This is a genomic window from Exiguobacterium sp. UBA6282, from assembly GCF_002440475.1.
GTDB lineage: Bacteria > Bacillota > Bacilli > Exiguobacteriales > Exiguobacteriaceae > Exiguobacterium_A.
On sequence record NZ_DJUM01000054.1, the window covers coordinates 43080 to 66291 of the forward strand.

The following is a 23212-nucleotide window of genomic DNA, read 5'->3' on the forward strand; positions in this document are numbered from 1 at the left end:
GGAGGTATCTGAATGGCAGAACATCAACCACAGCGCTCCCGCTTGGAGCGACGACGCTTAGAACTAGAAGAGCAAGCAAAAGAAGAGGCATTTTCGTCGGAAGAGTCGATTGCTCATGAACCACTTAAGGGACAGCAGGGAACCGAAACGTACCATCGATATGTTGAAGAGCAACGACGGGACCAAAAAAGTACATCGCGTCGTTCTAAAAACGGCGTACTGAAACAGGTCGTACAGATGATCGGGAGTGCAGGCTCGCGATTGTTTTCTAATCAAGAACGCTCGAGACGTTCGAGAAAGACTGGGCGATCAGAGCAATCCGTGCAAAAAAAACCTGACGTATCTTCAAAAGAAGCCTATCCTAAAAAAATCAAGAAAAAACGTCGTTTTAAACGAAAGCTTCTTGGATTGTTTTTGCTGTTGCTCATCGCATTCGTTCTTTTTGCCTCACAACCCTTCACGTTTTTGTTGATCGGTAGTGACGCACGACCTGGAGAATCGTTACGCGGGTCACGTTCAGACTCCCTGTCGGTTATGCAATTCATTCCACTTTCTCGAACGATTCAGTTGACATCGATTCCGCGGGACACGTATACACCGATCTCCTGTGAGAATGGAAAGAAAGATAAAATCACACATGCTTTTGCCTTCGGTGGAGAAGAATGTACACAAGATGCCGTTTCTGGTCTACTCGATGAAGACATCGATGGGAAGATCGTCATCTCCTTCGATAGTTTCATCGGATTAGTTGATCAAATCGGTGGAATCGATCTTGTATCGACAGGAACGTTCTCCGAGCAGGATGCAAGTGGGAAAGCAAATCAGTATTCATTCCAGAAAGGAAAGGAATACCATATGGATGGTGCAATGGCACTTGCCTATTCGAGACACCGTAAAACGGACAATGACGGGGCACGCGCCAATCGTCAGTCGGAAGTCATCCAAGCCGTCGCGACGCACTTGTTGAAGCCAACTGGATGGTCGAAAATTCCGGCAGCGCACACGTATATGAAAGAAGAGATGAACCTCGATTTAAGTGTTCGTGAGATGGCAACAGCAGGTTTATCGATCGCCTTGATGTCAGAACGGAAACACTATGAAATTGAAGCCGTCAGTCAGCGATTGAATGGTATTTTCTATGACTTACCGAATGAGAAGGCACTGCAAGAACTACGTGATCGTCTCGATACGACGTTTTATGGTACCTTGAAGAACTAAAGGGGAGGGGTTTCCTTCCGGTCATTGCGGGTATAAATTGATGTACGTTGCTCCTTTGGTGGATCTTGTTAGGTCATCTCCGAAAGTAACGATTTTTGGACATGACATCATGACATTCCACGAAGGTGACTAACTTATCGAGGAGGGACCCCCCATATGAAAGTACTAGTTGTAGGTGCATCCGGTACGATTGGAGCGCGCGTCGTCAAATCGCTTGCCAAGGGTCATCAGGTCACGGTCATCGTTCGTCACGAACATCTGGTGGAACGATTCGAAAAACTCGGTGTCAAGGCACATTACGTCGATATTGAAACAGAACTCGAAAAAGTCATTGAACATGGAGTCGCAGGACAGGATGCAGTCATTTGTGCGGCGACCGCAGGAGTAGACGGCGAAGCAACGGAAATTGAACTGCTGGATCGGACAGTTGCCTTAAAAACGATCGATGCAGCTAAAAAAGCGCGTGTACGTCATTTCGTACTATTAAGTGCGTACGGTGCTGATCGACCTGAGCAATTTAAAAAGGATGTCTATCCGTTCTATGCTGCTAAGAATGCGGCTGAAGAGCAGATTGAACATAGCGGTTTGACGTATACGATTATTTGTCCCGTTGCCATCACGACTGGTGAAGGGCGCGGTTTGATTGAGGCAGATGAAGATTTGAAAGATACAAAGGATGCAACGATTTCGGAAACAGATGTCGCATCGATTCTCGTTGCTTCCGTTGATAATCGGTCAGTATTCAATCGACGTCTAGAAGTCAAGGAAGGGAAGACATCCTTGAATGAGGCCTTAGGCGGAACCGAGGCAGTCGGTAGCGTCAAAGATAACCGTCAAGTCAAAAAACAATTACCACGTTTTAACTAATCATTTAAAGAGCGTATCTAAATAAAATGAGGCGAACTCTTTTCTGTTTACAAAACAGAAGAGTTCGCTTTTTTGTTGATAAAAGAAGACGGTCGAAAAGAGGAAGTCTGCTACACTTAACGAAGAAGGAGGGGATTAGATGTGAAAAAAATGTTGATCTATCTGATCCTAGCGATCGCTATCATCGGCATTGCCTATCAAGGTTATCAAACATACGATGCGAAGCAAAAGAAAGTAGAACAACAACAAAAACAAGCATCGCAAGGTGGTCTAGAGGTAGGGATGAAAGCCCCGAATCTATCCTTGCGTCAAGAAGGAAAAACAATCGATCTAGACGAAATTAATCATGATGTCTTTGTTATTAATTTTTGGGCGACGTGGTGTCCACCTTGCAAACAAGAAATTCCAGAACTAAATGCCTTTGCACGACATACGAATATACCTGTTTATGGCATCAACGTCACGACATCGGAGCGGCGTGTTTCAGATGTTGCCGATTTTCTGAAGCAGACACCTGTTGAATATTCCGTGTTGTATGATCGAACAGGAAATTCAGAAGACGCCTATCGTCTCGTAGCAATGCCCGCAACCTACGTATTAGATCGTAAAGGAACGATTCTTGCAAAACATGTCGGTCCTGTGACGGAACAGATGTTAAAAGAGATGGTGAAACGAACAGGAGGATGACAATGGAACTCCTATGCGACAACTGCTCCTTTCAACAAACATTTCAACTCGGTCAACTAGATGGGTGGCCGACGTTTCCTGCTGTCTTGACGCAAGGAGTTGAAGCGTTCATGACAGGTCTGCCGCTTTGGTTCGTACCGTCGATGCATGAACCGGTCTTACAGCGGACGTATGTGGACGACTGGAATCGTTTTCGTTTAATCCAATACTATCAGCTACATCAAGCAGAAGTAGCGGATGATTGGGTACCGTACCAATTAGACTTATATCATTGTCCAACATGTCACCAGTTTTCAAATCGATTTTGGTGTGCTTTATTTTTGCAATTGGATGTCGTACAGCCACAGTATGTGTGTCCAAACGATCAAACAATATTAGAACGAATCGAAATATCTGATGTCCATCAGTACCCTTGTCCGTCGTGTAGTCACCATTCCCTATATGTTCGTCGTTAAAGCGAAAAAGCCATTCGTTTCATGAAGGACTGATGAGAGAAATTTTTCTCTATAGTCGATGCATGATACCGAATGGCTTTTTATCGATCATCAGCCCATTTGCCGAAACGAAAACGTTTGAAAGGAAGAGGGTGATGAATTGCTGACATCTATCGTATAAGTCGTACCGTCAAAAATAATTGTATCGCCTAATCTTGCTTCAGGTGGTAAATAACGTCGTGGAATGAAGCTTGAACCATTTTCCCACAGTAGAACGGCATATTTACCATCAAGTCGCTCCAGCGTACCACGTTTGATCATATTAACTCCTCCCACAATTACATCGAAGTCGTTCCTCGATCGAACAGGAACGTACTCTTTCTCTATCATTCTCTGTAATTTTTATTCTTATGTTTGGTATATTCCCAGTTCGTTTCATCTTTACACATAATTCTTTAAAAAAACGTGATTCCAAGCCGTTTTCGTCGTAATTCGGACGTAATTAACTGGAAATAAAAGCGATAGTGGCAGAAAAAAAGATCCGATATGTCATATCGGACCTTTAATATGAAATAGACTTAAGAAGCGAGGGACTGTTTCGTTTCGACTTTAGTCGGACGAAGAAAAGCAAGTAAGAACGTAAACAATGGTGAAAGAAGTAAAAAGAATGCGAACGGGATGTATTCCGTTACCGGAACACCTAGTGTTGAAGCGAAGAATGCTCCGGAAACTCCCCACGGAATGAGTGGATTGACGAGTGTTCCTCCATCCTCTAGTGAACGAGAAAGGAAACGTGGATCAATCTGACGTTCTTCAAAAACCCGTTTAAATGCTTGTCCTGGCAATAAAATCGACAAGTACTGTTCTCCAGCCATCACGTTGACACCGATGGAAGATAAGGCAACAGCAGAGATGATACTTCCATCGCGTTTGAGTCGTGAAACGGTCCGTTCAATGATGACATCGATGACACCGATGCCGCGTAAAACACCACCGAAAGCGAGTGCGAGCATGACGAGGGAAACGGACCACATCATTGATTGCAAGCCACCCTTACTGATGATTGCTGCGACGGTTTTACTAGAAGATTCTAGTTTTAAACCGTTTTGAATGACGGCCATCCAATTTGAAACGTCCCAATTTCCTTGAACGAGACCTGTTAACAATAGACCACTTAAGACACCAGCTACAAGCGTCGGGATGACCGGCATCTTACGCAATGCTAGAACCATGACAAGTAAAGGAGAAAGTAGCGTCCATGGTGATAGATGGAACAAGCGGGCTAATTCCTCTTGTGTCGTTTTCACAACAGTCGAATCGACAGTACCACTACTACGTCCAAAGATGAAGAATAAGATGAACGTAATCGTGATAGCAGGAATCGTCGTTCCCATCATGAAACGAATATGATCAAATACGGTAACGTTGACGATTCCCGGTGCAAAGTTCGTCGTATCTGACAAAGGTGACATCTTATCTCCAAAACACGCGCCACTGATGATAGCACCTGCTGCAAGTGCGGGATTGACACCTAACGCGATTGCGATTCCCATTAAGGCAACACCAACCGTACCGATCGTCGTAAATGAACTGCCTGTAAAGGTCGAAACGACCATCGCAATGAGAAGGGCGCTCGGTGCGAACCAAGTCGCCGAAAGAGTGGATAAACCAAAGTGAAGAAGGGTCGGCACTGCGCCACTCATCATCCAGACTGCGATCGTTATGCCGACGAGTAACATGATTAAGATTGGTTTAATCGCTTCCCGAATACCTTGAATCATATGATGTTCAACGTCTTCGAACTTAAATCCACGATAAACAGCATATCCTGAGACGAAAATAAGACTGGATAAGATGGCAAGATGCGGTTCGGCTTTAGCACCGAATAACGCGGACAATAAGATGATGATGCTGATTCCTAGGATAGCTGCGGATTCACGGAATGACATGCGCATGCTTCCACCTCCTTAAAAGAATATGGATAGATGATAGTCCTCTGTTGCTAACACGCTTTTATGCATGAAAGCAATGAACAAACGTAATCTTAACGAATAATAACGTTGGCGTCAACTATAAGAGATTCGCCAATGAATTAGAAAAGAGTATAAATGTGACGATTTTTTGTCGTAAACGCTTTCTTTTTTTCTTTAAATCTTGCACAATAGGAAGTATCAGATGACATTTTTGTGAACGATGAGGAGGATACATATGTTTACAATGATTTTTGTGGTAGTCGTTGCGATCATGGGTGCAGGCGTATTTGGGATCGATCATCTCGTAGCACAACGTGCTGAAAAGCGTTAAATGAGTGGATATAAAAGAAGTGTTGAAGGGGCTGTCTTATAGAAGACAATCACTTCAACGCTTCTTTTTTGCATAAAAACTAATAAAAATTCAATTGACAGTATAAATATACATATGTTTAAATCGGTATAACATTCTTTGAAGGGGAGCGTACAGTTATGAAATGTACCATCATCGGAGTAACAGGATACACCGGAATTGAACTATTAAGGCTATTAGAAGCACATCCTTCATTTGAGATCGTTTGTTTGATGAGTGATTCGATGGCAGGACAATCGATGAATGAGTTATTCCCATTCATGAATAAAAAAACGTATTCATTATTATCTTCCTTTTCCGTAGAACATTTAACGGAAACAGAGACAGACATAGTGTTCTTAGCGACACCGAGTGGAGTCTCGAAACAATACTTAGAACAACTTCAAAATTGGTCCGGTTACGTTATCGATTTAAGTGGTGATTTACGACTACCGTCTGAATCGTATGAAGCTTGGTATGATAAGGAACCAATTGATGCCCAGTTACAACAAAAAGCGACGTATGGTTTACCGGAATGGAATCGTCAAGCAATCAAAACGAGCAGATGGATTGCGAATCCCGGTTGTTATGCGACAGCGGTCCTTCTTGGACTAGCACCATTCGTAAAAGAGAAAAAAATCGATCCCTCTCAAATCATCATCCAAGCATCTTCTGGTCTAACGGGAGCAGGAAAGACGTTGACAACACAGACTCATCATGTCCATTCCAGTGAAAATGTTCGTTTATATAAAGTAAATCAACACCAACATATTCCAGAAATTGAACAGGCACTTTTGGAATGGACCGGTTCATCGTATCCGATCACGTTCTCGACGCAATTATTACCGATCAATCGAGGCATCATGGCGATCATGACGGTCCAGCCGTTCCTTGATCAATCAGAAGCAGAATGGCGATCCTGGTTGACGGAACAGTATGCAACGGAACCGTTTATACGTGTACAACACAGCGATCCGGAGATTAAGTCCGTCGTGGGTAGCAACCACTGTGATTTGACGGTCTATAAGGATGAACGGACAGGGCGCGTTACCATCGTTTCGGTCATCGATAATATGCAAAAAGGTGCTGCCGGACAGGCCGTTCAAAATGCCAACATTCTAGCAGGATTTGATGAAATGTCTGGTTTGACCCAACAACCGATCTTTATTTAAACACTTGGAGACGAAAGAGGAGGAACGCCTGTGTGGCAAGTACAAGTAGAGACCCCATTGACGATCACGACACCGAAGGGATTTCAAGCATCAGGGGTACACGTGGGGCTAAAGCGAAAGCGAAAGGATCTTGGTTTGATTTGGTGTGAGGAAGGAGCAAGTGCCGCAGCTGTCTATACGACGAATCAGGTGCAAGCAGCACCGATTACTGTGACGAAGCAAGCGATTCAGGCGTCACAAGGACGCATTCATGCCGTCCTCGTCAACAGCGGGAACGCGAATGCCTGCACGGGAGAACTTGGTCTATCACATGCGTATACATCACAACAAGCGTTAGCGACACATTTCGGGATTGCTCCTGAACAAGTTGTCATCGCTTCGACTGGGATCATCGGTCAACCGTTAGCCATTGATACGTTACTGGCAGGTATTCCACAGCTGATGCCTACAAATGACAAGGATGCCGCGAGTGATTTCGCCCATGCGATCCTGACGACCGATACCGGTACGAAATCAGCTGGTCAACAATACATGCAAGGGGATGTCCAAATTTCAGTATGTGGTGTAGCGAAAGGGTCAGGGATGATTCATCCGAACATGGCGACGATGCTTGGGTTCTTGACGACCGATGCAACGATTGAACCGGATGTCTTACAGACACTATTGCGCCGGACGATTCATCGGACGTTTAACTGCATTACCGTAGATGGAGACAGTTCGACAAATGACATGGTCATGATTTTAGCGAGTGGAGCTGCAGGGGGAGCGCCGATCGTTGAAGGTACGGACGAAGCATTGGCCTTCGAACAGGCCATCGAAACTGTTTGTCAAGATTTAGCGAAACAAATTGCGCGGGACGGGGAAGGTGCGACGAAGTTAATCGAAGTGACGGTAAAGGGAACACAAACCGATGAAGTAGCGCGGATGGTCGCTAAACAAGTCGTCGGATCGTCTCTCGTCAAAACAGCAATCTTTGGGGAGGATGCGAACTGGGGACGAATCATCGCTGCTGTCGGAAGTATCAAGGAGCCGCTTGATGTATCAAACGTTGATATTAAAATTGGTTCGCAGTGGGTGTTACAACAGAGCATGCCTATTTTATTTGATGAAACAATCGCATCGCAGGACCTCGCGCAACAAGACGTCCGAATTCATATCGATTTGCATGATGGAGTAGGACAAGGACACGCCTATGGTTGTGACCTGACGTACGATTACGTCAAAATCAATGCGAGTTACCGGACATGACGAAACGAAAAGTTATCAAACTGGGTGGTAGTGTATGGGAGCAATTGGATGCGCGGTATTTCGAGGAATGGAAAGCGTGGGTCGAAACCGGTAACGAACTATTGATCGTCCATGGGGGTGGCCCACTTCTATCGAGTTACTGTGAACAAGAGGGAATCAAACCCGTGTTTCGAGATGGTGTCCGTGTGACGACGGATGGTGTGTTACTCGGGGCGCGACGGATCTTAGCAGGGGAAGTCCAATCCGGGATCGTCCAGCAATTGAATCAGGCAGGAATTCCAGCGGTCGGGATGAGCGGGTTAGACGGTGCGAGCGTCCATGGTAAAAAAGTCAAAGGACTCGGAGCAGTTGGTCAAATTACGCACATTCATCCACGATTGTTCACAGTGTTGAGTACGAATGGTTATGTGCCGGTCGTCACATCCCTTGTCACAGGGGAACAAGGTGTGTTGAACAGTAACGGGGATGCGTGTGCCATTGCTGTCGCGAAGGCTTGGTCCGTCGACCGATTTGAATTGTTGACGGATGTCGAAGGTGTAAAAGTAAACGGTGACTATCAATCAGAAATCACGTCTGCAGCTATCGAAGCTGCGATCGCGTCGGGAGAAATTTACGGGGGAATGATTCCGAAGGTCGAAGCGATGATGCAGGCCACTCAGCATGGTATTTCAGAGGTCGTCATTCGATCGGGAAAAAATGCGTTAGCTGCAGGGACACGAATCAAGGAGGAATTACATGAGTGCACTACTACCCACTTATCAACGTACTGATGTGGAATTGGTCAAAGGACAAGGATCGATCGTAGAAGATGCGACAGGAAAGACGTATCTTGATTTCATCATGGGAATCGCTGTATGCAACACAGGGCACCGTCATCCTTATGTTCAGCAACGGCTAGAGGAACAGTTGAACCGAATTTGGCATACGTCGAATCTGTTTCAAATCGCGGCACAAGAGCGGGTCGCCGAGCGACTGACAGAAGACAGTCATCTCAGTCATGCTTTCTTTTGTAACAGTGGTGCTGAAGCAAACGAGGCGGCGTACAAACTCGTTCGAAAATGGACAGGGAAAACAGAAGTTGTCACGTTTAAACAATCTTTCCATGGTCGGACATTTGCGATGATGGGCGCAACAGGACAGGAAAAAATCAAAGCGGGATACGGGGAGATGGTGAATGGATTCAAACATCTACCGTTTAACGAGATGGAAAGCCTATCAGCAATTACGGATCAAACTGCTGCTGTATGGCTCGAAATCATTCAAGGAGAAGGTGGGGTCGTCGTCGCTGACGATGCGTGGCTAGAAGCGTTGATGAAGAAGGCGCAGCAATACGATGTCAAAATCATCGTCGATGAAGTGCAAACCGGAATCGGTCGGACGGGTTCACGTTTTGCATTTGAGCAGACACCACTCGTACCGGATATCATCACCCTCGCGAAAGGACTTGGAAGTGGACTCGCGGTTGGTGCGCTACTCGCAACGGAAGAGGCAGCAGAAGTATTCACGCCCGGATCGCATGGTTCGACATTTGGTGGAAATCCACTCGCGATGACAGCTGCAGAAGCAACACTTGACCTCTTGTTAAGTGACACTGTCATGGCAGACATTCAAGAAAAAGGTGAATATTTACGTCAACAATTAGAGAAAAAATTACCCAAGTCGATCGTGAGTTCTATTCGTGGACGTGGCTTGATGATTGGTATTGAATGTACGATGCCTGTTGCACCGCTGATTGACGCCTTACGTGAGAATGGTCTTCTTGTCGTTTCGGCTGGTCCTCATGTCATTCGCTTGTTGCCATCGTTGTTCGTGACGGAACAAGAGCTCACGCAAGCCATCGAAAAAATACAACTCGTTTGTCAACAGGAGGTCATCGTATGAAACAATCCGGAAAACTAACGCTTGCGAACGGAACGACGTTTACCGGTTCGTGGCAAGGAACAGTTCCAGTCAAAGGAGAAGTCGTCTTTTTTACTGGGATGACAGGATATCAGGAAGTCTTAACGGATCCATCTTATCAGGGGCAAATTCTTGTCTTCACATATCCGTTGATCGGTCAATACGGTATTCAAGCGGAGGCGTCAGAAAGCAACCAGATTCAAGTCGCTGGTGTCATCGTTCAAACTTTGGCTGAGGATGGGCAAGGAACATCACTCGCAAGCTGGCTAGGCGAAGCGAATATTCCGATTTTGTCGGGAGTAGATACGCGTTCCCTTGTACATCTATTACGGACAGAGGGCGACCAATTTGGAGACATGATGCAGGAGAATATGACAGTACCGGAGTCAGTAGACGCAGCATACATCGCTTCTGTGTCGACGACTTCAAACGTTGAATACGTTCCGGAAGTCGAAGAGGGTCATGTCGTCTGTATCGATTACGGTGTGAAACAATCGATGATCGATGCTTTGCTTGAACGGCATATGCGTGTGACGGTCGTGCCATACGATACGACACCGGAACGGATTCAAGCACTGGCACCAGACGGTCTGCTATTTTCCAATGGACCTGGTGATCCGACGCAATTAGATCCATTCCTTTCAGAAATCCGTGAACTGGCGACGAGCTATCCGACACTTGGTATTTGTATGGGACACCAAGTTCTCGCTCATGCGTTCGGTTGTACCTTATTAAAACAACATCATGGACACCGAGGAGCGAATCATCCTGTACGTCATCTAGCATCCGGACAAGTATTCATGACGTCTCAGAATCATGGTTATGCCGTTGATGTTAAAAGCATCGAAGCGTCTGAGATGGAACTTGCGTATGAACACATCAATGATGGATCCGTTGAAGGATTGATTCATCCGGCTCTACCGATCATGACAGTCCAGTTTCACCCAGAAGCGAGTCCAGGACCGACAGAGGCGATGGTCGTCTTCGATCAATTCGTAAATACCGTATTACATCAGGAGGTAGCATATGTGGGATAAACAGAAAGTACTCGTCATCGGTTCGGGTCCGATCGTCATCGGACAAGCAGCAGAATTTGATTATTCCGGCACACAAGCCTGTCAGGCGCTTCGAGAAGCGGGATGCGAGGTCATCTTAATGAATTCGAATCCGGCTACTATCATGACGGATCCGAGCACGGCAGATCATGTCTACATTGAGGCGATGACTCTTGAAAAAGCAACAGCTATCATCAAACAAGATCGACCGTCCCATCTCCTAGCGACGGTCGGCGGACAAACGGCACTCAATCTTGCAATGTCACTCGAAGAAGCAGGAGTACTTGAGCAATACGGTGTCGAACTCCTAGGGACATCGCTTGAGACGATCCGAGATGGAGAAGATCGCGAACGATTCAAGCAAAAGATGATCGAGCTCGCGCAACCGCTCCCGGAAAGTCAAACGATCGAATCGTTAGCAGAGCTTGAAGAATTCATGGCAGTACATGGTGTCCCACTCGTCATCCGACCAGCCTTTACGCTCGGGGGAACGGGCGGTGGAATTGCGCTGACAAAGGACGAAGCACGTCTGCTAGCGCAAAACGGCTTACAAGCAAGTCCGATTTCACAGTGTTTGGTTGAAGTGAGTATTGCTGGTTATAAAGAAGTCGAATATGAAGTCATGCGTGACAGTGCAGATACGACGATCATCGTCTGTAACATGGAAAACATTGATCCCGTCGGTGTCCATACCGGAGACTCTGTCGTCTTTGCACCGATTCAATCGATTTCGGATCGAATGAATCAGCAATTGCGGACGGAAGCGCGTAAAATCGTGTCGCACCTCGGTGTCATCGGTGGATGCAACATCCAGTTTGCGATCCACCCGACGGAAGAACGCTACTTCGTCATTGAAGTCAATCCGCGTGTCAGTCGCTCTTCAGCACTTGCTTCCAAAGCGACGGGGTACCCGATTGCGAAATTAGCGACGCGTCTTGCACTCGGTGAGCGACTCGACGACTGTATCAATCCTGTCACGAAGGAGACGATGGCGAGCTTCGAACCGACGATGGATTATATCACGGCAAAAGTGCCTTGTTTCCCGTTCGATCTATTTACTGACAGTAACCGGACACTTGGTACACAAATGAAGGCGACCGGTGAAAGTATGGCGATGGGGAAGACGCTGGAAGAAGCGTTACAAAAGGCGTGGCGTGGTGCAGGAGTCGAGCAATCGCCTCTTTATCCGACATGGATGAAAACAGCGGAGGCTGGCGTATTGTGGAAAGAAATAAAAGCGCCGACGGACCGTCGTCTGCTCGCGATGTTAGCACTACTAGATCGTCAGGAAACGACCGTCGAAGAACTCGTCGAACAGACGAAAGTACAAGCTTTATTCGTCAAAGTACTCCAGCGCCTCGTCGATCAACAACAAAAAATTGATTTATCGAATGAAAGTTCTTTAAAACAGACAAAAATGATGGGCTTCACGGACGAACAAATTGCCTTTCTGACGGGTGTCGGTGCTGTAGACATCGAGCACTTACGTAAAGAGAAAGGCATCCTTCCTGTCTATCATATGATTGATACATGTGCAGGAGAGTTCAAGAGTGCAACTCCTTACTTCTACGGAAACTGGAGTGGTCAAACGGAAGTCACTGCATCGACGAAAAAGAAAGTCGCTGTCATCGGTGCGGGACCCATTCGGATCGGTCAAGGAATCGAATTTGATTATTGTTCCGTTCACGCGGTACGTGCACTACAAGCATCCGGTTATGAAACGATCATGATCAACAATAACCCGGAGACCGTCTCGACCGACTTCGAAGTCGCAGATCGCCTGTATGTCGAGCCGTTGACACTCGAAGACGTCATGCATGTGCTAGAAGCAGAGGATTGCGAAGACGTTTTAGTCCAGTTCGGAGGACAAACAGGGATTGCGCTGGCGTCTGGTTTGGAGAAAGCCGGTTATCATCTTCTCGGAACGACGGCAGCTGTCATCGATCAAATGGAAGACCGTGAGCGGTTCTATCAATTTTTAGATGACATTGGTATCGATCGTATTCCGGGACAAGAAGTGGCGACGCACGAACAAATGATAGAAGTCGCAACAACGATCGGTTACCCGGTCATGATTCGTCCTTCCTATGTCATCGGAGGTAAGGGGATGCATATCATCCACGATCAAGAGCAATTAGAGACGATCGTTTCCGAATTAGCATTCCCTGTCCTCGTGGATGCCTACCTCCAAGGAAAGGAAATCGAAGTCGATTGCATTACGGATGGAACAACGACGTACGTTCCGATTTTGATGGAGCAATTGGAACGGGCAGGAGTTCACTCTGGAGATTCGACGATGATTCTACCACCTGTATCGCTCAGCGCTACCGTTCAGAGCGAAGTAGAACGAATTGCACAGATGATCGGGCAACGGATGGATTATAAAGGAGCGTACAATATCCAATTCGTCTTGCATGACGATCAGGTCTACGTGCTAGAAATCAATCCGCGTGCCTCCCGCACGTTACCGATCGTCGCCAAAGTAACGGGTCAACCAATCTTGCAGTGGGCAGTCCAAGCTGCTGTCGGTCAAGCGGTCGCACTACCAACAGAACAGACGAAACTTAATTTCCATGCCGTCAAGACCCCTGTTTTTTCAACGCTGAAACTACAAGGAGTCGATCCGAAAACAGGCCCTGTCATGCGTTCGACAGGTGAAACGTTGCAATGGACGACAGACGGACTGGCACTGGAGCGTTTCATTTTCGACGAGACGACGAAACGACATTTGACCGCAAGAGACATCATCGTTGCTGGAGCAGATACCGAGGCATTCGGAACAGGTGTAGCGTTAGATGAAACGATCGACTGGGCACAATGTGCGATTTTCTATTCACACGTGACAGAAGAAAAAACCAGTCGCGAAGCAGCGCTTGCTGCCGGAGTACAAGTTCTGACAGAACCTGAACTAGCACAGTATCATCTACAAGCGGTAGAAAAGTCCTCTTATGCTATTAAGCCACTTCATACATGGACAGAGCCGATCAAGGAGGAAGTAAAATGAAGACGATGCAACAACTGCAACATTTCTTGACGATGGCGGAACTGACGCCGGAAGCATTGACGGAGCTATTGGCACTCGCGAAAGATATCAAGCATCAACCAAGCGTTTACCAAAACGTATTAAGCCATAAAAAAGTTGCCTTATTGTTTGAAAAGGCATCGACGCGGACACGCCTATCATTTGAAGTGGGTGTTGTCGAACTCGGCGGGCATCCAATCGTACTGAGTGGAGCAGATATGCAAATCGGTCGGGGGGAGCCGCTTTCTGATACGATTCAAGTCATGAGCCGTTACGTCGATGCCCTCATGATCCGGACGTTCGGTCATGAGATCGTCGATACACTTGCGGCACATGGCACGATTCCAATCATTAACGGACTGACGGATTTGCATCATCCGTGCCAAGTCCTTGCTGACTTGCTGACGATCGAAGAGACATTCGGAACCCGGGCTGGAAAGATTTTGACATATATCGGGGACGGGAACAATATGGCGCATTCGCTAATGATTGGTGGAGCGCTCAGTGGAATGGAAGTCCGGATTTGTGCGCCAGCAGCCTATGCTCCTGATCCACAAGTCGTTCATGAGGCACAAGCCATCGCGAAAGAAACCGGTGGAAATATCATCGTCATGACGGACCCTAAGGAAGCAGCGAGTGGTGCGGATGTCGTGTATACGGATGTCTTCGCAAGCATGGGGCAAGAGGAAGAAGCGACGATGCGTCTGCAAGCATTTGAAGGATATCAGGTCAATGACGATATCATGAATCAAGCGAATGATGAAGCCATTTTCTTGCACTGCCTGCCGGCACACCGTGGGGAGGAAGTCACGGCAGACGTCATCGATGGCAAGCAATCTGTCATCTTCGATCAAGCCGAGAATCGTCTCCACGCACAAAAAGCGTTACTCGTCACATTACTTGGATAATCATAAAAGACTCGGTCGCCGATTTAGCGACCGAGTCTTTTGGTTGATGAAAGTTAATCGTAGTGACGCCGTGCTAATCGTTCCTCGTGTTCTTGTTTGACTTGTCGCTTATTTTTTTCGTGCAGACGTTTCATGAACGGAGTCGTTTGCCAGGATGGTGCCCAGTCAGATTCTTTTCCGGCACGGAGCGCGAGGATATAATCATAGCTCTGATGAAGTCGTTCAATCATCTCTGTTCGGACATCGCAAATGTGACCGTGTCCGGGAATCAAGAGTTTGACTTCATATTCATAAATGAACGACTCGAGTAGTTCGAGTGTCGTCAAATATTCAGAGGAATCGTGTTCAATCAAAGGGATTTCAACATCGGAAGCATAATCACCGCAGACTAACAAGTGAAGTGGCATAACGATGAAGGAAAGGTGAGTCGCTTCATGACCGGGCGTCATAAAGAAGATCAGCTTCGTCTGTCCAATCGTCAAAATCGTTTCAGACTCATGGATCACATGCGTCACATCTGGAAATAGCACGGGGGAGTCGATGTAAAATTCATCGTTAAAGTCTTGAACGGCTTTGAGCGCTTCTTGTCGATCGACATCGATGAACGGTTTAGAAGCGATGACGATGGCATCCGTAAAGGCGTAAGCACCTAAAATATGATCAAAATGAGCATGCGTATAGACGACATATAATGGTCGTTCACGACGCACGATTTCAACGTCTCGACGAATCGTTGCAATCTCATCAGGAAGCCAGCCAGGATCGACGACAATCAGACAATCAGGCGTCTCGATCAATGTTGAGGTCGTTTTCATAAGTGTACTTTGATAAATCGTCACGCCAGGCATTTTCATCTGAATCATACGAATCCTCCTTTACGAATCTCTATCTATATCGTTGTATACCCATAAATTCGTTGGAATCATCAGCAGAACCAATAAAAAAGACGACTCGCACGCCGCGAGTCGCCTGCCCTCTAGAGGGAAATGGTCCTAGACCTATGTTATGTCATAATTGGAGCGGGTGAAGAGAATCGAACTCTCGTCATCAGCTTGGAAGGCTGAGGTTTTACCATTAAACTACACCCGCGTATTGGCTACATGAAATATAGTAGCATAGCAAAAAGAGCATTTCCATAACTTTTATGAAAAAAGGCAATTTCTTTTGAGATTCAGTGTACAATAATACTAGTTAATCGTTTACACTGGTAATCTTGATTTGTAATATGGGTAAAGTTGGGTAGAGGAGAGAGTGTCTGGTGAATGAAGTAAGAGTTTGGAGCGAACAGCCGATGGGAAAAGGATGGGAAGCAATTTGTCATCACCAATTCGATCGTCATCGCTTATTGATAGGAGAGTGGTTCCATAACGTAGGTGTACTTGCTTTTTCCATCAATCAAGATGCGGATTTGCTACCGGATGTCCTTCCGAACACATTCGATCTGCCGCTCGTCTCGGAACGTGTGCAGCGAGTCATTGCAGCATATGCGCCCTTTTCTGTACAATGTCTCAAGGTACATCTTGAGACGAAGGACGGAGTGGTTCCGTACTATCTTCTCAATCTCTTATCTGTCAGTCGGATCGAACATTTACATACGACGGATGTATTCCGTCCGATTCCGAGACGGCGCGTCTATTTTTTGACAGAGCGACGAATCAGCGATTCGATATGTCCGCATCATCTTATGCGAGATGAGCGAACACATCGCATGTTCGTCTCTGCTCAACTCGCTCGACAATTCGAGCGTATGGCTGTGACGGGTATTCGCTTTGAAGAGATACAACGAATGGAGGAATTCAAATGAAACAGTACACAGTCGATCATTGGATCACGCTAGAATATCCAAAGGTATTTGAATATCAAGAAGAAGAAACATACGTCAGTTTTTATTCAACAGACGAAAATGCAATGGGCACGCTACAATTATCCATTTATGAGTCCGATTCAGAAGAACTGACACCGTATGAAGCGGCAGAACAAGAAATCAATCTGTTGGTAGAAGAGTTCGGCATCGAACTAACGGGAGCACTTGAAGTCCGCCGTAATTCAACAAAAGAAGCATTGCTAGCAGTAGACGGGAAAGAAGAAGATATCTTCTTACGCATCTATGCGTATTCAGACGGGGAACGGCTAGTCCTATTGACATACTCCGCAGAACGCGAGACGCTTGAAATCGAGGAAATCGAAGCGATGATTTCTTCACTAACTTGGATTCAATGAAGTACACAATAGATTGTTCAAAAGGCAGCAGATCCAAGGATCTGCTGCCTTTTTGTATCGATTGATATGACTTAAGAAGAACGAGAAGATGAGCGTGTAGCTGCAGGATTGACTTGTTTATTCAACCAGCTCGCGATATCTGCGAAAACGCGGATACGTTCGAACTCATGGAAGAGCTCGTGGCGTAACCCTTTATAAATCGTCAGCTGTACGGCATCGACACGGACACGGTTATACATATCGAACAGATGATGGATACCTTTGCCGTCAAATGCGACCGGGTCATCGCCACCCGCGATCAACAAGAGCGGTAAATGTCGCGGGTGCTGATAGATGGAGGCAAGTGCGTTGACGAGTTTCGTTGCGTGCAAGAGTTCATAGAAGAACCCGAGTGTGACCGTTTGACCGGATAACGGATCTTCATCATAGCGCATGACGGATTGTGGATCCGAAGAGAGCCAGGCATTTTTCGATAGTGCCGGGAAGAAACGTAGATTATAGCGTCCGAAGACCAGTTGTCCGAAACGTTCAGCAAGATGTGTAGAAGAAAGCTGATTGATTTGGCGTTCGACGAGCTTTTCGCTGATGTTACCGAGTAAACCTGTGCTCGTCGGAGGGCCGCTCGCGATGATTCCTGCTACCGTGTGACCGAGTGTTTGACCAATCCGGCGAGCGATCAACGAACCAAAACTGTGACCGAAAATGAATACTGGTAACGTCGGGTAACGTTCTTTGATGTCAGAGACGAGTTCTTCTGCGTCCTGCATCAATTGATTAAAACCTTGATTAGGTTCAAGATGACCGAGTGTCCCGCGCTGTGCAGCTTGAGTTCCGAAACAGCGCAAATCTGCGATGATCGTGTGGTAATGATGAGCATAGAGGAATTCTGCGAATTCCTCATACCGTGCGCCATGCTCCATCATCCCGTGAAAGACGATCACGACTCCTTTCGAATCATGTGCTTCGAGGCTATGCAATGTCGTAGTATAGCCGTCAGAGGCTATCCAGTGTGAATGATCAATCGTCATGTAACTCATCCTCTCATTAAGAAAGTCCGAATACCTGTCCGTCTTCCGAAACGCCCATATGGAAGGCAGCAGGAACCGCGGGTAATCCCGGCATCGTTAGTACATTCCCAGTCAATGCAACGATGAATCCTGCACCAATCGATGGTCGGATTTCACGAACTGTAATCGTGAAGTCTTCGACACGACCATACCGAGCGGGGTCATCGGTTAAAGAAAATGGCGTTTTTGCCATACAAATCGGTAAATGATTCAATCCCATCTCCGTACACCGTTCGAGTTCGCGGAGGGCTTTGTCTTCAAAATGAACGTCGGCTGCGCCATAGACACGTTTTGCGATACGTTCGATCTTTTGACGAAGCGGCAACTCGTCAGGGTACAGTGGACGGAACTGGCTTGGTTCCTCAAGTGCTTGCATGACTTCCGCGACGAGTGCTTCACCGCCGGCACCGCCTTTACTGAAGACTTCGCTTTCCGCCACACGAATATTTCGTTCCTGGCACCATGTCAAAATCATGTTCCGCTCGGCTTCCGTATCGGTGAAGAAACGGTTCAAGGCAACGACGGCAGGGACACCGAACAAGTTCATCGTCTCAACGTGTTTTTCAAGTAAAGCAAGACCATCCGTTAAGGCAGCGAGGTTTTCTTCGCTGAGTTGTGTTCTGTCTACACCACCATGCATCTTCAAGGCACGAACCGTAGCGACGATGACGACGGCATCCGGATGGAGTTTGCCAATCCGAGATTTGATATTGAAGAATTTCTCAGCTCCTAAGTCAGCGCCGAATCCTGCTTCTGTGACAACGTAGTCACTTAACTTCAACGCGGTTTGTGTAGCAATCAAAGAGTTGCAGCCGTGTGCGATGTTCGCGNNATTGGCGAACGGGCCGCCATGAATCAATGCCGGTGTTCCTTCGACGGTCTGAACGAGGTTTGGGCGGAACGCATCTTTTAGAAGCAACGTTGCAGCTCCTGATGCTTGAATATCCTTGACCGTAACCGGCTGTTGATCGTACGTATACGCAACGACAATGCGGCTCAGGCGTCGTTCGAGATCCGTGATAGAGTCTGATAGACAGAGGACAGCCATGATTTCGGAAGCGACCGTGATATCGAAGCCATCTTGACGCGGAACGCCATGTGCAGGACCACCGAGACCAATCGTAACTTGGCGCAAGGCACGGTCGTTTAAATCAAGCACACGTTTCCAGACGATACGGCGTGGATCAATGCCAAGAATGTTGCCTTGATGCAGGTGATTGTCGAGCAAGGCACTGATTGTATTATGAGCAGATGTGATCGCATGCATATCACCTGTGAAATGGAGATTGATCTCCTCCATCGGCAGGACTTGGCTATAGCCACCACCACACGCACCACCTTTTAATCCCATCGTCGGACCAAGTGAGGGTTCCCGTAAACAAATCATCGTCTTATGGTTTGCTCGGTGTAGTGCTTGTCCGAGTCCGACAGTGACGGTTGATTTCCCTTCACCGGCAGCCGTTGGATTGATAGCAGTGACAAGAATCAGTTTGCCGTCAGATTTCGTTGCCAACCGGTTCAGCAGCCCGTCTGTCAACTTCGCTTTATACTTTCCGTACGTATCAAAATCTTCTTCTTGCAAACCAATCCGATCCGCGATTTCTCGAATCGGGCGTAAGACAGTTTGTTGTGCGATTTCTAAGTCAGAACGAATGGTCTTTTCCATGGTATCGACTCCCTCTTTGATTGGATCTCTCTTTTTTCTAATAGTAGCCTATCTAGTGTGAACGCGCCAAAAGAAAACGTTCAATATTTTCCACCCAATGGGTCAAATGGTGACGTGTTCAAGTGTAAGTGAAAGACGTACTGTAGAGTGGAGGAGGGATGAAACAATGACATCTGGACAAAAGAAGTGGAAACGCGGTCTTGATTTTTGGCTCTTCGTCGGACCGGTCTTTCTTGTATTCGCAGTGATCGTGCTTGTACCGTTTTTCAATGGCGTCATGTATTCGTTCACGGACTGGAATGGTGTAACAGGAGAATTAAATTGGATCGGCTTTGATAACTATGTCCGTCTCTTTACGAGTGACGAGCAGTTTCAGCAGTCATTTTGGTTGACGACGAAATATACGGTCGTCGCCGTCGTCTTAACGAATGTCGTCGGTTTCATCTTGGCGTTCTTATTGACACAAAATATTCGCACACGTAATTTCTTACGGACAATATTCTTTATGCCGAACTTAATCGGTGGATTGATTCTCGGATTCGTCTGGCAGTTCATCTATGTCAAAGGCTTTGCATCAATCGGTGAATTGACAGGGTGGAGCATATTTGAACTTCCATGGTTAGGAGATGCCCGAACAGGGTTCTGGGGTATCGTCATCGTTTCAATTTGGCAAGGTGGCGGTTACATCATGGTCATCTATATCGCGGCTCTACAAAACGTTCCTCAAGAGCTGATTGAAGCAGCAAAAATCGATGGTGCCAATCGTCTATCGACGTTACGGAACATTACGTTGCCACTCATTATGCCGTCCGTCACGATTTGTCTGTTCTTAACGATTTCGTGGTCCTTCAAGTTATTCGATACGAACTTGTCACTAACGAATGGTGGACCCTTCAAATCGACCGAAATGCTTGCTTTAAACATTTACAAGGAATCGTTTACGAATAATAATCTTGGACTCGGTTCAGCGAAAGCAATCATCTTCTTCGTTGTTGTTGCGGCGATTACAGTCACTCAAGTCTATCTGACGAAAAAACGGGAGGTGGAAGCATGAGTACGGCACAACCGTTACCTACTCCGCAAGAGGAGAAACCAAAGCGCTCTAAAAAGGCGAGAGGTCGTTATTCACTCCGTCTTGGAACAGTCGAACTAGCAGCCTTATTGATGGGGCTTCTGTATATGATTCCGTTTTATTACGTCGTCTCGAATTCATTCAAGACGCAGGGAGATATCTTTACGAACACATCGGGTCTACCAAAGGAATGGATGACTTCCAACTATTCAGAAGCATGGGAAGCCATGAACTTCGGAAAAGTCTTTTTAAACTCCGTCATCATTACAGTCGGTGCTAATGCGGTCATCATCATCTTTTGTTCGATGGCAGCCTGGAAGCTTGTCCGTACGAAAACACGTTTGTCGACGATCATCTTCTTCTTGTTCGTTGCTGCGATGATCATTCCATTCCAATCAATCATGATTCCTTTATCGAAACTGTCTGGGGATCTTGGATTACAGAATAGTTATTGGGGACTGATTTTGATGTACCTTGGTTTTGGTTCTGGACTATCGATCTTCCTGTATCATGGTTTCATGAAGTCGATTCCTGAAGAAATCGAGGAGGCAGCAATCATTGATGGTTGTTCACAATGGGGTGTGTTCTGGCGCATCGTCTTCCCATTGCTCAAGCCGATTACAGTGACGATCATCATCTTGAACACGCTGTGGATTTGGAACGATTTCTTATTACCCTCGCTCATGTTACGAGATGTCGATTTACGGACGATTCCTCTCGCGACGTTTTACTTCTTCGGACAGTATACAAAACAATGGGACTTGGCTCTTGCCGGACTCGTGCTTGGGATCATTCCGTTGTTGCTATTCTTCTTCGCCCTGCAAAAACAGATCATTCAAGGGATTACAAGTGGATCAATCAAATAATTTTTGTAAGCGCGTTCTCGATTCTAGGAGAACGCTTTTTTTATGTTTCATGCATCAGATTAATCTGATAACTTTTATTTTTTTTGAAAAAAAGGCTTTTCAAATACTTGCGACCTGTTGTACGATGTTCTCAATTCAATTGTAACAACGACGTTGAAGGGAAGAGTAACACCTTGTACGACCGTATAGCGAGCTGGGGATGGTGAGAGCCCAGTCGGAAGCAAGATGCGAAGAACCTCCCGGAGTCGCTACCCGAACCCGAATGTCAGTAGGCGTAGCCGGAGTTGCCTGTCCGTTATCATATGGCCGAAGATGAAGTGATTCGTCTTTTGAGTGAGCAACATCGTTGCTAACATGGGTGGTACCGCGGAACCGAGTCTTTCGTCCCATATTCTTGGGAAAGAAGGGCTCTTTTTTATGGCTTCTTTTTCAAAACACAATTGAGGAGGAACATCACCATGACAACACTCGTATCGATGAAACACACACAGGAAGCAATCACACTCGTAAAGAAACGCTTTGAGGAACGCTTTTCGACGACACTCGGATTAACACGTGTTGAAGCACCATTGTTCGTAGAGAGCACACTCGGCGTCAACGACCATCTCAACGGCGTAGAGCGCATCATCCGCTTTGATGCACTAGATCACACGACAGATCTTGAAATCGTCCAATCCCTTGCGAAATGGAAACGTCAAGCGCTTCACACATACGGATTCGAAGCTGGAGAAGGATTATACACATTGATGCATGCGATTCGTCGTGATGAGATACTTGATGCGACACATTCCATCCACGTCGACCAGTGGGATTGGGAACGGGTCATTACGAAAGAACAACGGACGAGTGCCTATCTAAAAGAAACGGTACAAGCGATTTATGCAACGATTCGCCAAGTCGAGCAAGAAGTGGAAGCAGAGTATGGCATTTCAGCGATCTTACCGGAAACGATTCATTTCATGACAACACAAGAACTAGAGGATGCCTATCCAACGCTTTCAACAAAAGAACGTGAAACAGAGGTCACGAAGGCATACGGTGCTGTTTTCTTGATGCAGATTGGTGGCGCGCTTGCTTCGGGAGAGAAGCATGATGGTCGAGCGGCAGATTACGACGATTGGACACTCAACGGTGACATCTTAGTACATCACCCAGAAATCGGAGCATTTGAATTGTCTTCAATGGGAATTCGTGTTGACCGTGAAGCGCTATTAAAACAGACGTCCATCGCTCAAGAAGAGGATAAATTGGCTTTCCCGTTCCATCAAGGTGTGCTCGAAGAGCGTCTGCCGTTAACGATGGGTGGAGGGATTGGTCAATCACGTATGGCGATGTTCTTATTGAAGAAACGTCATATCGGCGAAGTCCAAGCTTCTGTCTGGTCGGAAGAGACTCGTAAAAGTCTTCAAGCTGAAGGTATTCACTTGCTCTAACATATATATATAGTAAGAAAGCGTCAAAGGAATGATATTTTAAGTAACGAAGAGCA

At 46.5% G+C, this 23212-nt stretch carries 21 protein-coding genes, 1 tRNA gene and 1 other annotated feature; of the genes, 16 read left to right on the top strand and 6 right to left on the bottom strand.

The window, feature by feature from the left end; genetic code table 11:
* Positions 1-12 precede the first annotated feature (12 nt).
* From B2751_RS14065 to B2751_RS14080, 4 genes are all read left to right on the top strand, one after another.
* The gene (locus B2751_RS14065; RefSeq protein ID WP_290754012.1) at positions 13-1218 is read left to right on the top strand and encodes an LCP family protein; all 1206 of its coding nucleotides are present in this window, start codon (positions 13-15) and stop codon (positions 1216-1218) included.
* Positions 1219-1374: 156 nt separating this feature from the next.
* Positions 1375-2085 carry an NAD(P)H-binding protein gene (locus B2751_RS14070; protein WP_035412533.1) on the top strand — a complete coding sequence of 237 codons (711 nt, stop codon included), beginning with the start codon at positions 1375-1377 and terminating at the stop codon, positions 2083-2085.
* Positions 2086-2235: 150 nt separating this feature from the next.
* On the top strand, positions 2236-2772 hold the full coding sequence (locus B2751_RS14075; RefSeq protein WP_231496927.1) for a TlpA family protein disulfide reductase: 537 nt from the start codon (positions 2236-2238) through the stop codon (positions 2770-2772).
* A 2-nt stretch (positions 2773-2774) separates the two neighbouring features.
* Positions 2775-3227, top strand: a complete 453-nt coding sequence (locus B2751_RS14080) for a hypothetical protein (RefSeq protein ID WP_035412539.1) — start codon at positions 2775-2777, stop codon at positions 3225-3227.
* A 90-nt stretch (positions 3228-3317) separates the two neighbouring features.
* Here B2751_RS14080 and B2751_RS14085 read toward each other — a convergent pair whose 3' ends face one another.
* Together B2751_RS14085 and nhaC are read right to left on the bottom strand one after the other, a co-directional pair.
* Entirely contained in the window at positions 3318-3527 is a 210-nt protein-coding gene (locus B2751_RS14085) for a DUF3006 domain-containing protein (RefSeq protein ID WP_290754005.1), read from the bottom strand.
* Positions 3528-3784: 257 nt separating this feature from the next.
* Positions 3785-5161 (bottom strand): Na+/H+ antiporter NhaC, encoded by a 1377-nt coding sequence (nhaC, locus tag B2751_RS14090; protein WP_290775357.1) that lies wholly within the window; start codon positions 5159-5161, stop codon positions 3785-3787.
* 507 nt (positions 5162-5668) lie between these two features.
* Here nhaC and argC point away from each other — a divergent pair.
* Genes argC through argF form a run of 7 tightly spaced genes read left to right on the top strand, consistent with a single transcriptional unit; the run spans position 5669 to position 14832 of the window.
* On the top strand, positions 5669-6700 hold the full coding sequence (gene argC / locus B2751_RS14095) for an N-acetyl-gamma-glutamyl-phosphate reductase (protein ID WP_290775359.1): 1032 nt from the start codon (positions 5669-5671) through the stop codon (positions 6698-6700).
* A gap of 30 nt (positions 6701-6730) precedes the next feature.
* Positions 6731-7948, top strand: a complete 1218-nt coding sequence (argJ, locus tag B2751_RS14100; RefSeq protein ID WP_290775361.1) for a bifunctional glutamate N-acetyltransferase/amino-acid acetyltransferase ArgJ — start codon at positions 6731-6733, stop codon at positions 7946-7948.
* Positions 7945-8718 (top strand): acetylglutamate kinase, encoded by a 774-nt coding sequence (gene argB / locus B2751_RS14105; protein ID WP_214856452.1) that lies wholly within the window; start codon positions 7945-7947, stop codon positions 8716-8718. Before argJ ends, argB begins: the two co-directional genes overlap by 4 nt.
* On the top strand, positions 8684-9829 hold the full coding sequence (locus B2751_RS14110; protein ID WP_056063541.1) for an acetylornithine transaminase: 1146 nt from the start codon (positions 8684-8686) through the stop codon (positions 9827-9829). Before argB ends, B2751_RS14110 begins: the two co-directional genes overlap by 35 nt.
* Positions 9826-10884, top strand: coding sequence for a carbamoyl phosphate synthase small subunit (locus tag B2751_RS14115; protein ID WP_290775364.1), 1059 nt, complete (start codon positions 9826-9828; stop codon positions 10882-10884). Before B2751_RS14110 ends, B2751_RS14115 begins: the two co-directional genes overlap by 4 nt.
* Positions 10874-13906 (top strand): carbamoyl-phosphate synthase (glutamine-hydrolyzing) large subunit, encoded by a 3033-nt coding sequence (carB, locus tag B2751_RS14120; protein WP_290775366.1) that lies wholly within the window; start codon positions 10874-10876, stop codon positions 13904-13906. The genes B2751_RS14115 and carB overlap by 11 nt, the downstream gene beginning before the upstream one ends.
* Entirely contained in the window at positions 13903-14832 is a 930-nt protein-coding gene (gene argF, locus B2751_RS14125; protein ID WP_056063549.1) for an ornithine carbamoyltransferase, read from the top strand. Before carB ends, argF begins: the two co-directional genes overlap by 4 nt.
* A 53-nt stretch (positions 14833-14885) precedes the next feature.
* Here argF and B2751_RS14130 read toward each other — a convergent pair whose 3' ends face one another.
* Together B2751_RS14130 and B2751_RS14135 are read right to left on the bottom strand one after the other, a co-directional pair.
* A complete protein-coding gene (locus B2751_RS14130) occupies positions 14886-15695 on the bottom strand; it encodes an MBL fold metallo-hydrolase (protein WP_035412567.1) in 810 nt (269 codons plus the stop codon).
* A 152-nt stretch (positions 15696-15847) separates the two neighbouring features.
* A tRNA-Gly gene (locus B2751_RS14135) sits at positions 15848-15921 on the bottom strand.
* A gap of 169 nt (positions 15922-16090) precedes the next feature.
* On the opposite strand from B2751_RS14135, the gene B2751_RS14140 reads away from it, so the two are divergent.
* Together B2751_RS14140 and B2751_RS14145 are read left to right on the top strand one after the other, a co-directional pair.
* Entirely contained in the window at positions 16091-16636 is a 546-nt protein-coding gene (locus tag B2751_RS14140) for an imm11 family protein (RefSeq protein WP_231496925.1), read from the top strand.
* On the top strand, positions 16633-17052 hold the full coding sequence (locus B2751_RS14145) for a hypothetical protein (protein ID WP_023467229.1): 420 nt from the start codon (positions 16633-16635) through the stop codon (positions 17050-17052). The genes B2751_RS14140 and B2751_RS14145 overlap by 4 nt, the downstream gene beginning before the upstream one ends.
* Before the next feature lie 71 nt (positions 17053-17123).
* On the opposite strand, the gene B2751_RS14150 is transcribed toward B2751_RS14145, so the two are convergent.
* Entirely contained in the window at positions 17124-18080 is a 957-nt protein-coding gene (locus tag B2751_RS14150) for an alpha/beta fold hydrolase (protein ID WP_290775368.1), read from the bottom strand.
* 16 nt (positions 18081-18096) lie between these two features.
* Complete coding sequence (locus B2751_RS14155) at positions 18097-19785, bottom strand: formate--tetrahydrofolate ligase (protein WP_290775370.1); 1689 nt, start codon at positions 19783-19785, stop codon at positions 18097-18099.
* A gap of 166 nt (positions 19786-19951) precedes the next feature.
* Between B2751_RS14155 and B2751_RS14160 the strand changes: the two genes are divergently transcribed.
* The 3 genes from B2751_RS14160 to asnA all read left to right on the top strand — a co-directional run bounded on the left by B2751_RS14160 (position 19952) and on the right by asnA (position 23156).
* Positions 19952-20839, top strand: coding sequence for a carbohydrate ABC transporter permease (locus B2751_RS14160; protein ID WP_052019165.1), 888 nt, complete (start codon positions 19952-19954; stop codon positions 20837-20839).
* The gene (locus B2751_RS14165; RefSeq protein WP_035412579.1) at positions 20836-21723 is read left to right on the top strand and encodes a carbohydrate ABC transporter permease; all 888 of its coding nucleotides are present in this window, start codon (positions 20836-20838) and stop codon (positions 21721-21723) included. The genes B2751_RS14160 and B2751_RS14165 overlap by 4 nt, the downstream gene beginning before the upstream one ends.
* A 144-nt stretch (positions 21724-21867) precedes the next feature.
* Positions 21868-22115: a binding site (T-box leader), on the top strand.
* A gap of 66 nt (positions 22116-22181) precedes the next feature.
* Positions 22182-23156, top strand: a complete 975-nt coding sequence (gene asnA, locus B2751_RS14170; RefSeq protein ID WP_035412582.1) for an aspartate--ammonia ligase — start codon at positions 22182-22184, stop codon at positions 23154-23156.
* Positions 23157-23212 lie beyond the last annotated feature (56 nt).

What these genes read in the sequence shown, in the direction of transcription:
- B2751_RS14065 (WP_290754012.1), top strand. Translation starts at nt 13, where the DNA reads ATGGCAGAACATCAACCACAGCGCTCCCGCTTGGAGCGACGACGCTTA.
- B2751_RS14070 (WP_035412533.1), top strand. Translation starts at nt 1,375, where the DNA reads ATGAAAGTACTAGTTGTAGGTGCATCCGGTACGATTGGAGCGCGCGTC.
- B2751_RS14075 (WP_231496927.1), top strand. Translation starts at nt 2,236, where the DNA reads ATGTTGATCTATCTGATCCTAGCGATCGCTATCATCGGCATTGCCTAT.
- B2751_RS14080 (WP_035412539.1), top strand. Translation starts at nt 2,775, where the DNA reads ATGGAACTCCTATGCGACAACTGCTCCTTTCAACAAACATTTCAACTC.
- B2751_RS14085 (WP_290754005.1), bottom strand. Translation starts at nt 3,527, where the DNA reads ATGATCAAACGTGGTACGCTGGAGCGACTTGATGGTAAATATGCCGTT.
- nhaC (WP_290775357.1), bottom strand. Translation starts at nt 5,161, where the DNA reads ATGCGCATGTCATTCCGTGAATCCGCAGCTATCCTAGGAATCAGCATC.
- argC (WP_290775359.1), top strand. Translation starts at nt 5,669, where the DNA reads ATGAAATGTACCATCATCGGAGTAACAGGATACACCGGAATTGAACTA.
- argB (WP_214856452.1), top strand. Translation starts at nt 7,945, where the DNA reads ATGACGAAACGAAAAGTTATCAAACTGGGTGGTAGTGTATGGGAGCAA.
- B2751_RS14110 (WP_056063541.1), top strand. Translation starts at nt 8,684, where the DNA reads ATGAGTGCACTACTACCCACTTATCAACGTACTGATGTGGAATTGGTC.
- B2751_RS14115 (WP_290775364.1), top strand. Translation starts at nt 9,826, where the DNA reads ATGAAACAATCCGGAAAACTAACGCTTGCGAACGGAACGACGTTTACC.
- carB (WP_290775366.1), top strand. Translation starts at nt 10,874, where the DNA reads ATGTGGGATAAACAGAAAGTACTCGTCATCGGTTCGGGTCCGATCGTC.
- argF (WP_056063549.1), top strand. Translation starts at nt 13,903, where the DNA reads ATGAAGACGATGCAACAACTGCAACATTTCTTGACGATGGCGGAACTG.
- B2751_RS14130 (WP_035412567.1), bottom strand. Translation starts at nt 15,695, where the DNA reads ATGATTCAGATGAAAATGCCTGGCGTGACGATTTATCAAAGTACACTT.
- B2751_RS14145 (WP_023467229.1), top strand. Translation starts at nt 16,633, where the DNA reads ATGAAACAGTACACAGTCGATCATTGGATCACGCTAGAATATCCAAAG.
- B2751_RS14150 (WP_290775368.1), bottom strand. Translation starts at nt 18,080, where the DNA reads ATGACGATTGATCATTCACACTGGATAGCCTCTGACGGCTATACTACG.
- B2751_RS14160 (WP_052019165.1), top strand. Translation starts at nt 19,952, where the DNA reads ATGACATCTGGACAAAAGAAGTGGAAACGCGGTCTTGATTTTTGGCTC.
- B2751_RS14165 (WP_035412579.1), top strand. Translation starts at nt 20,836, where the DNA reads ATGAGTACGGCACAACCGTTACCTACTCCGCAAGAGGAGAAACCAAAG.
- asnA (WP_035412582.1), top strand. Translation starts at nt 22,182, where the DNA reads ATGACAACACTCGTATCGATGAAACACACACAGGAAGCAATCACACTC.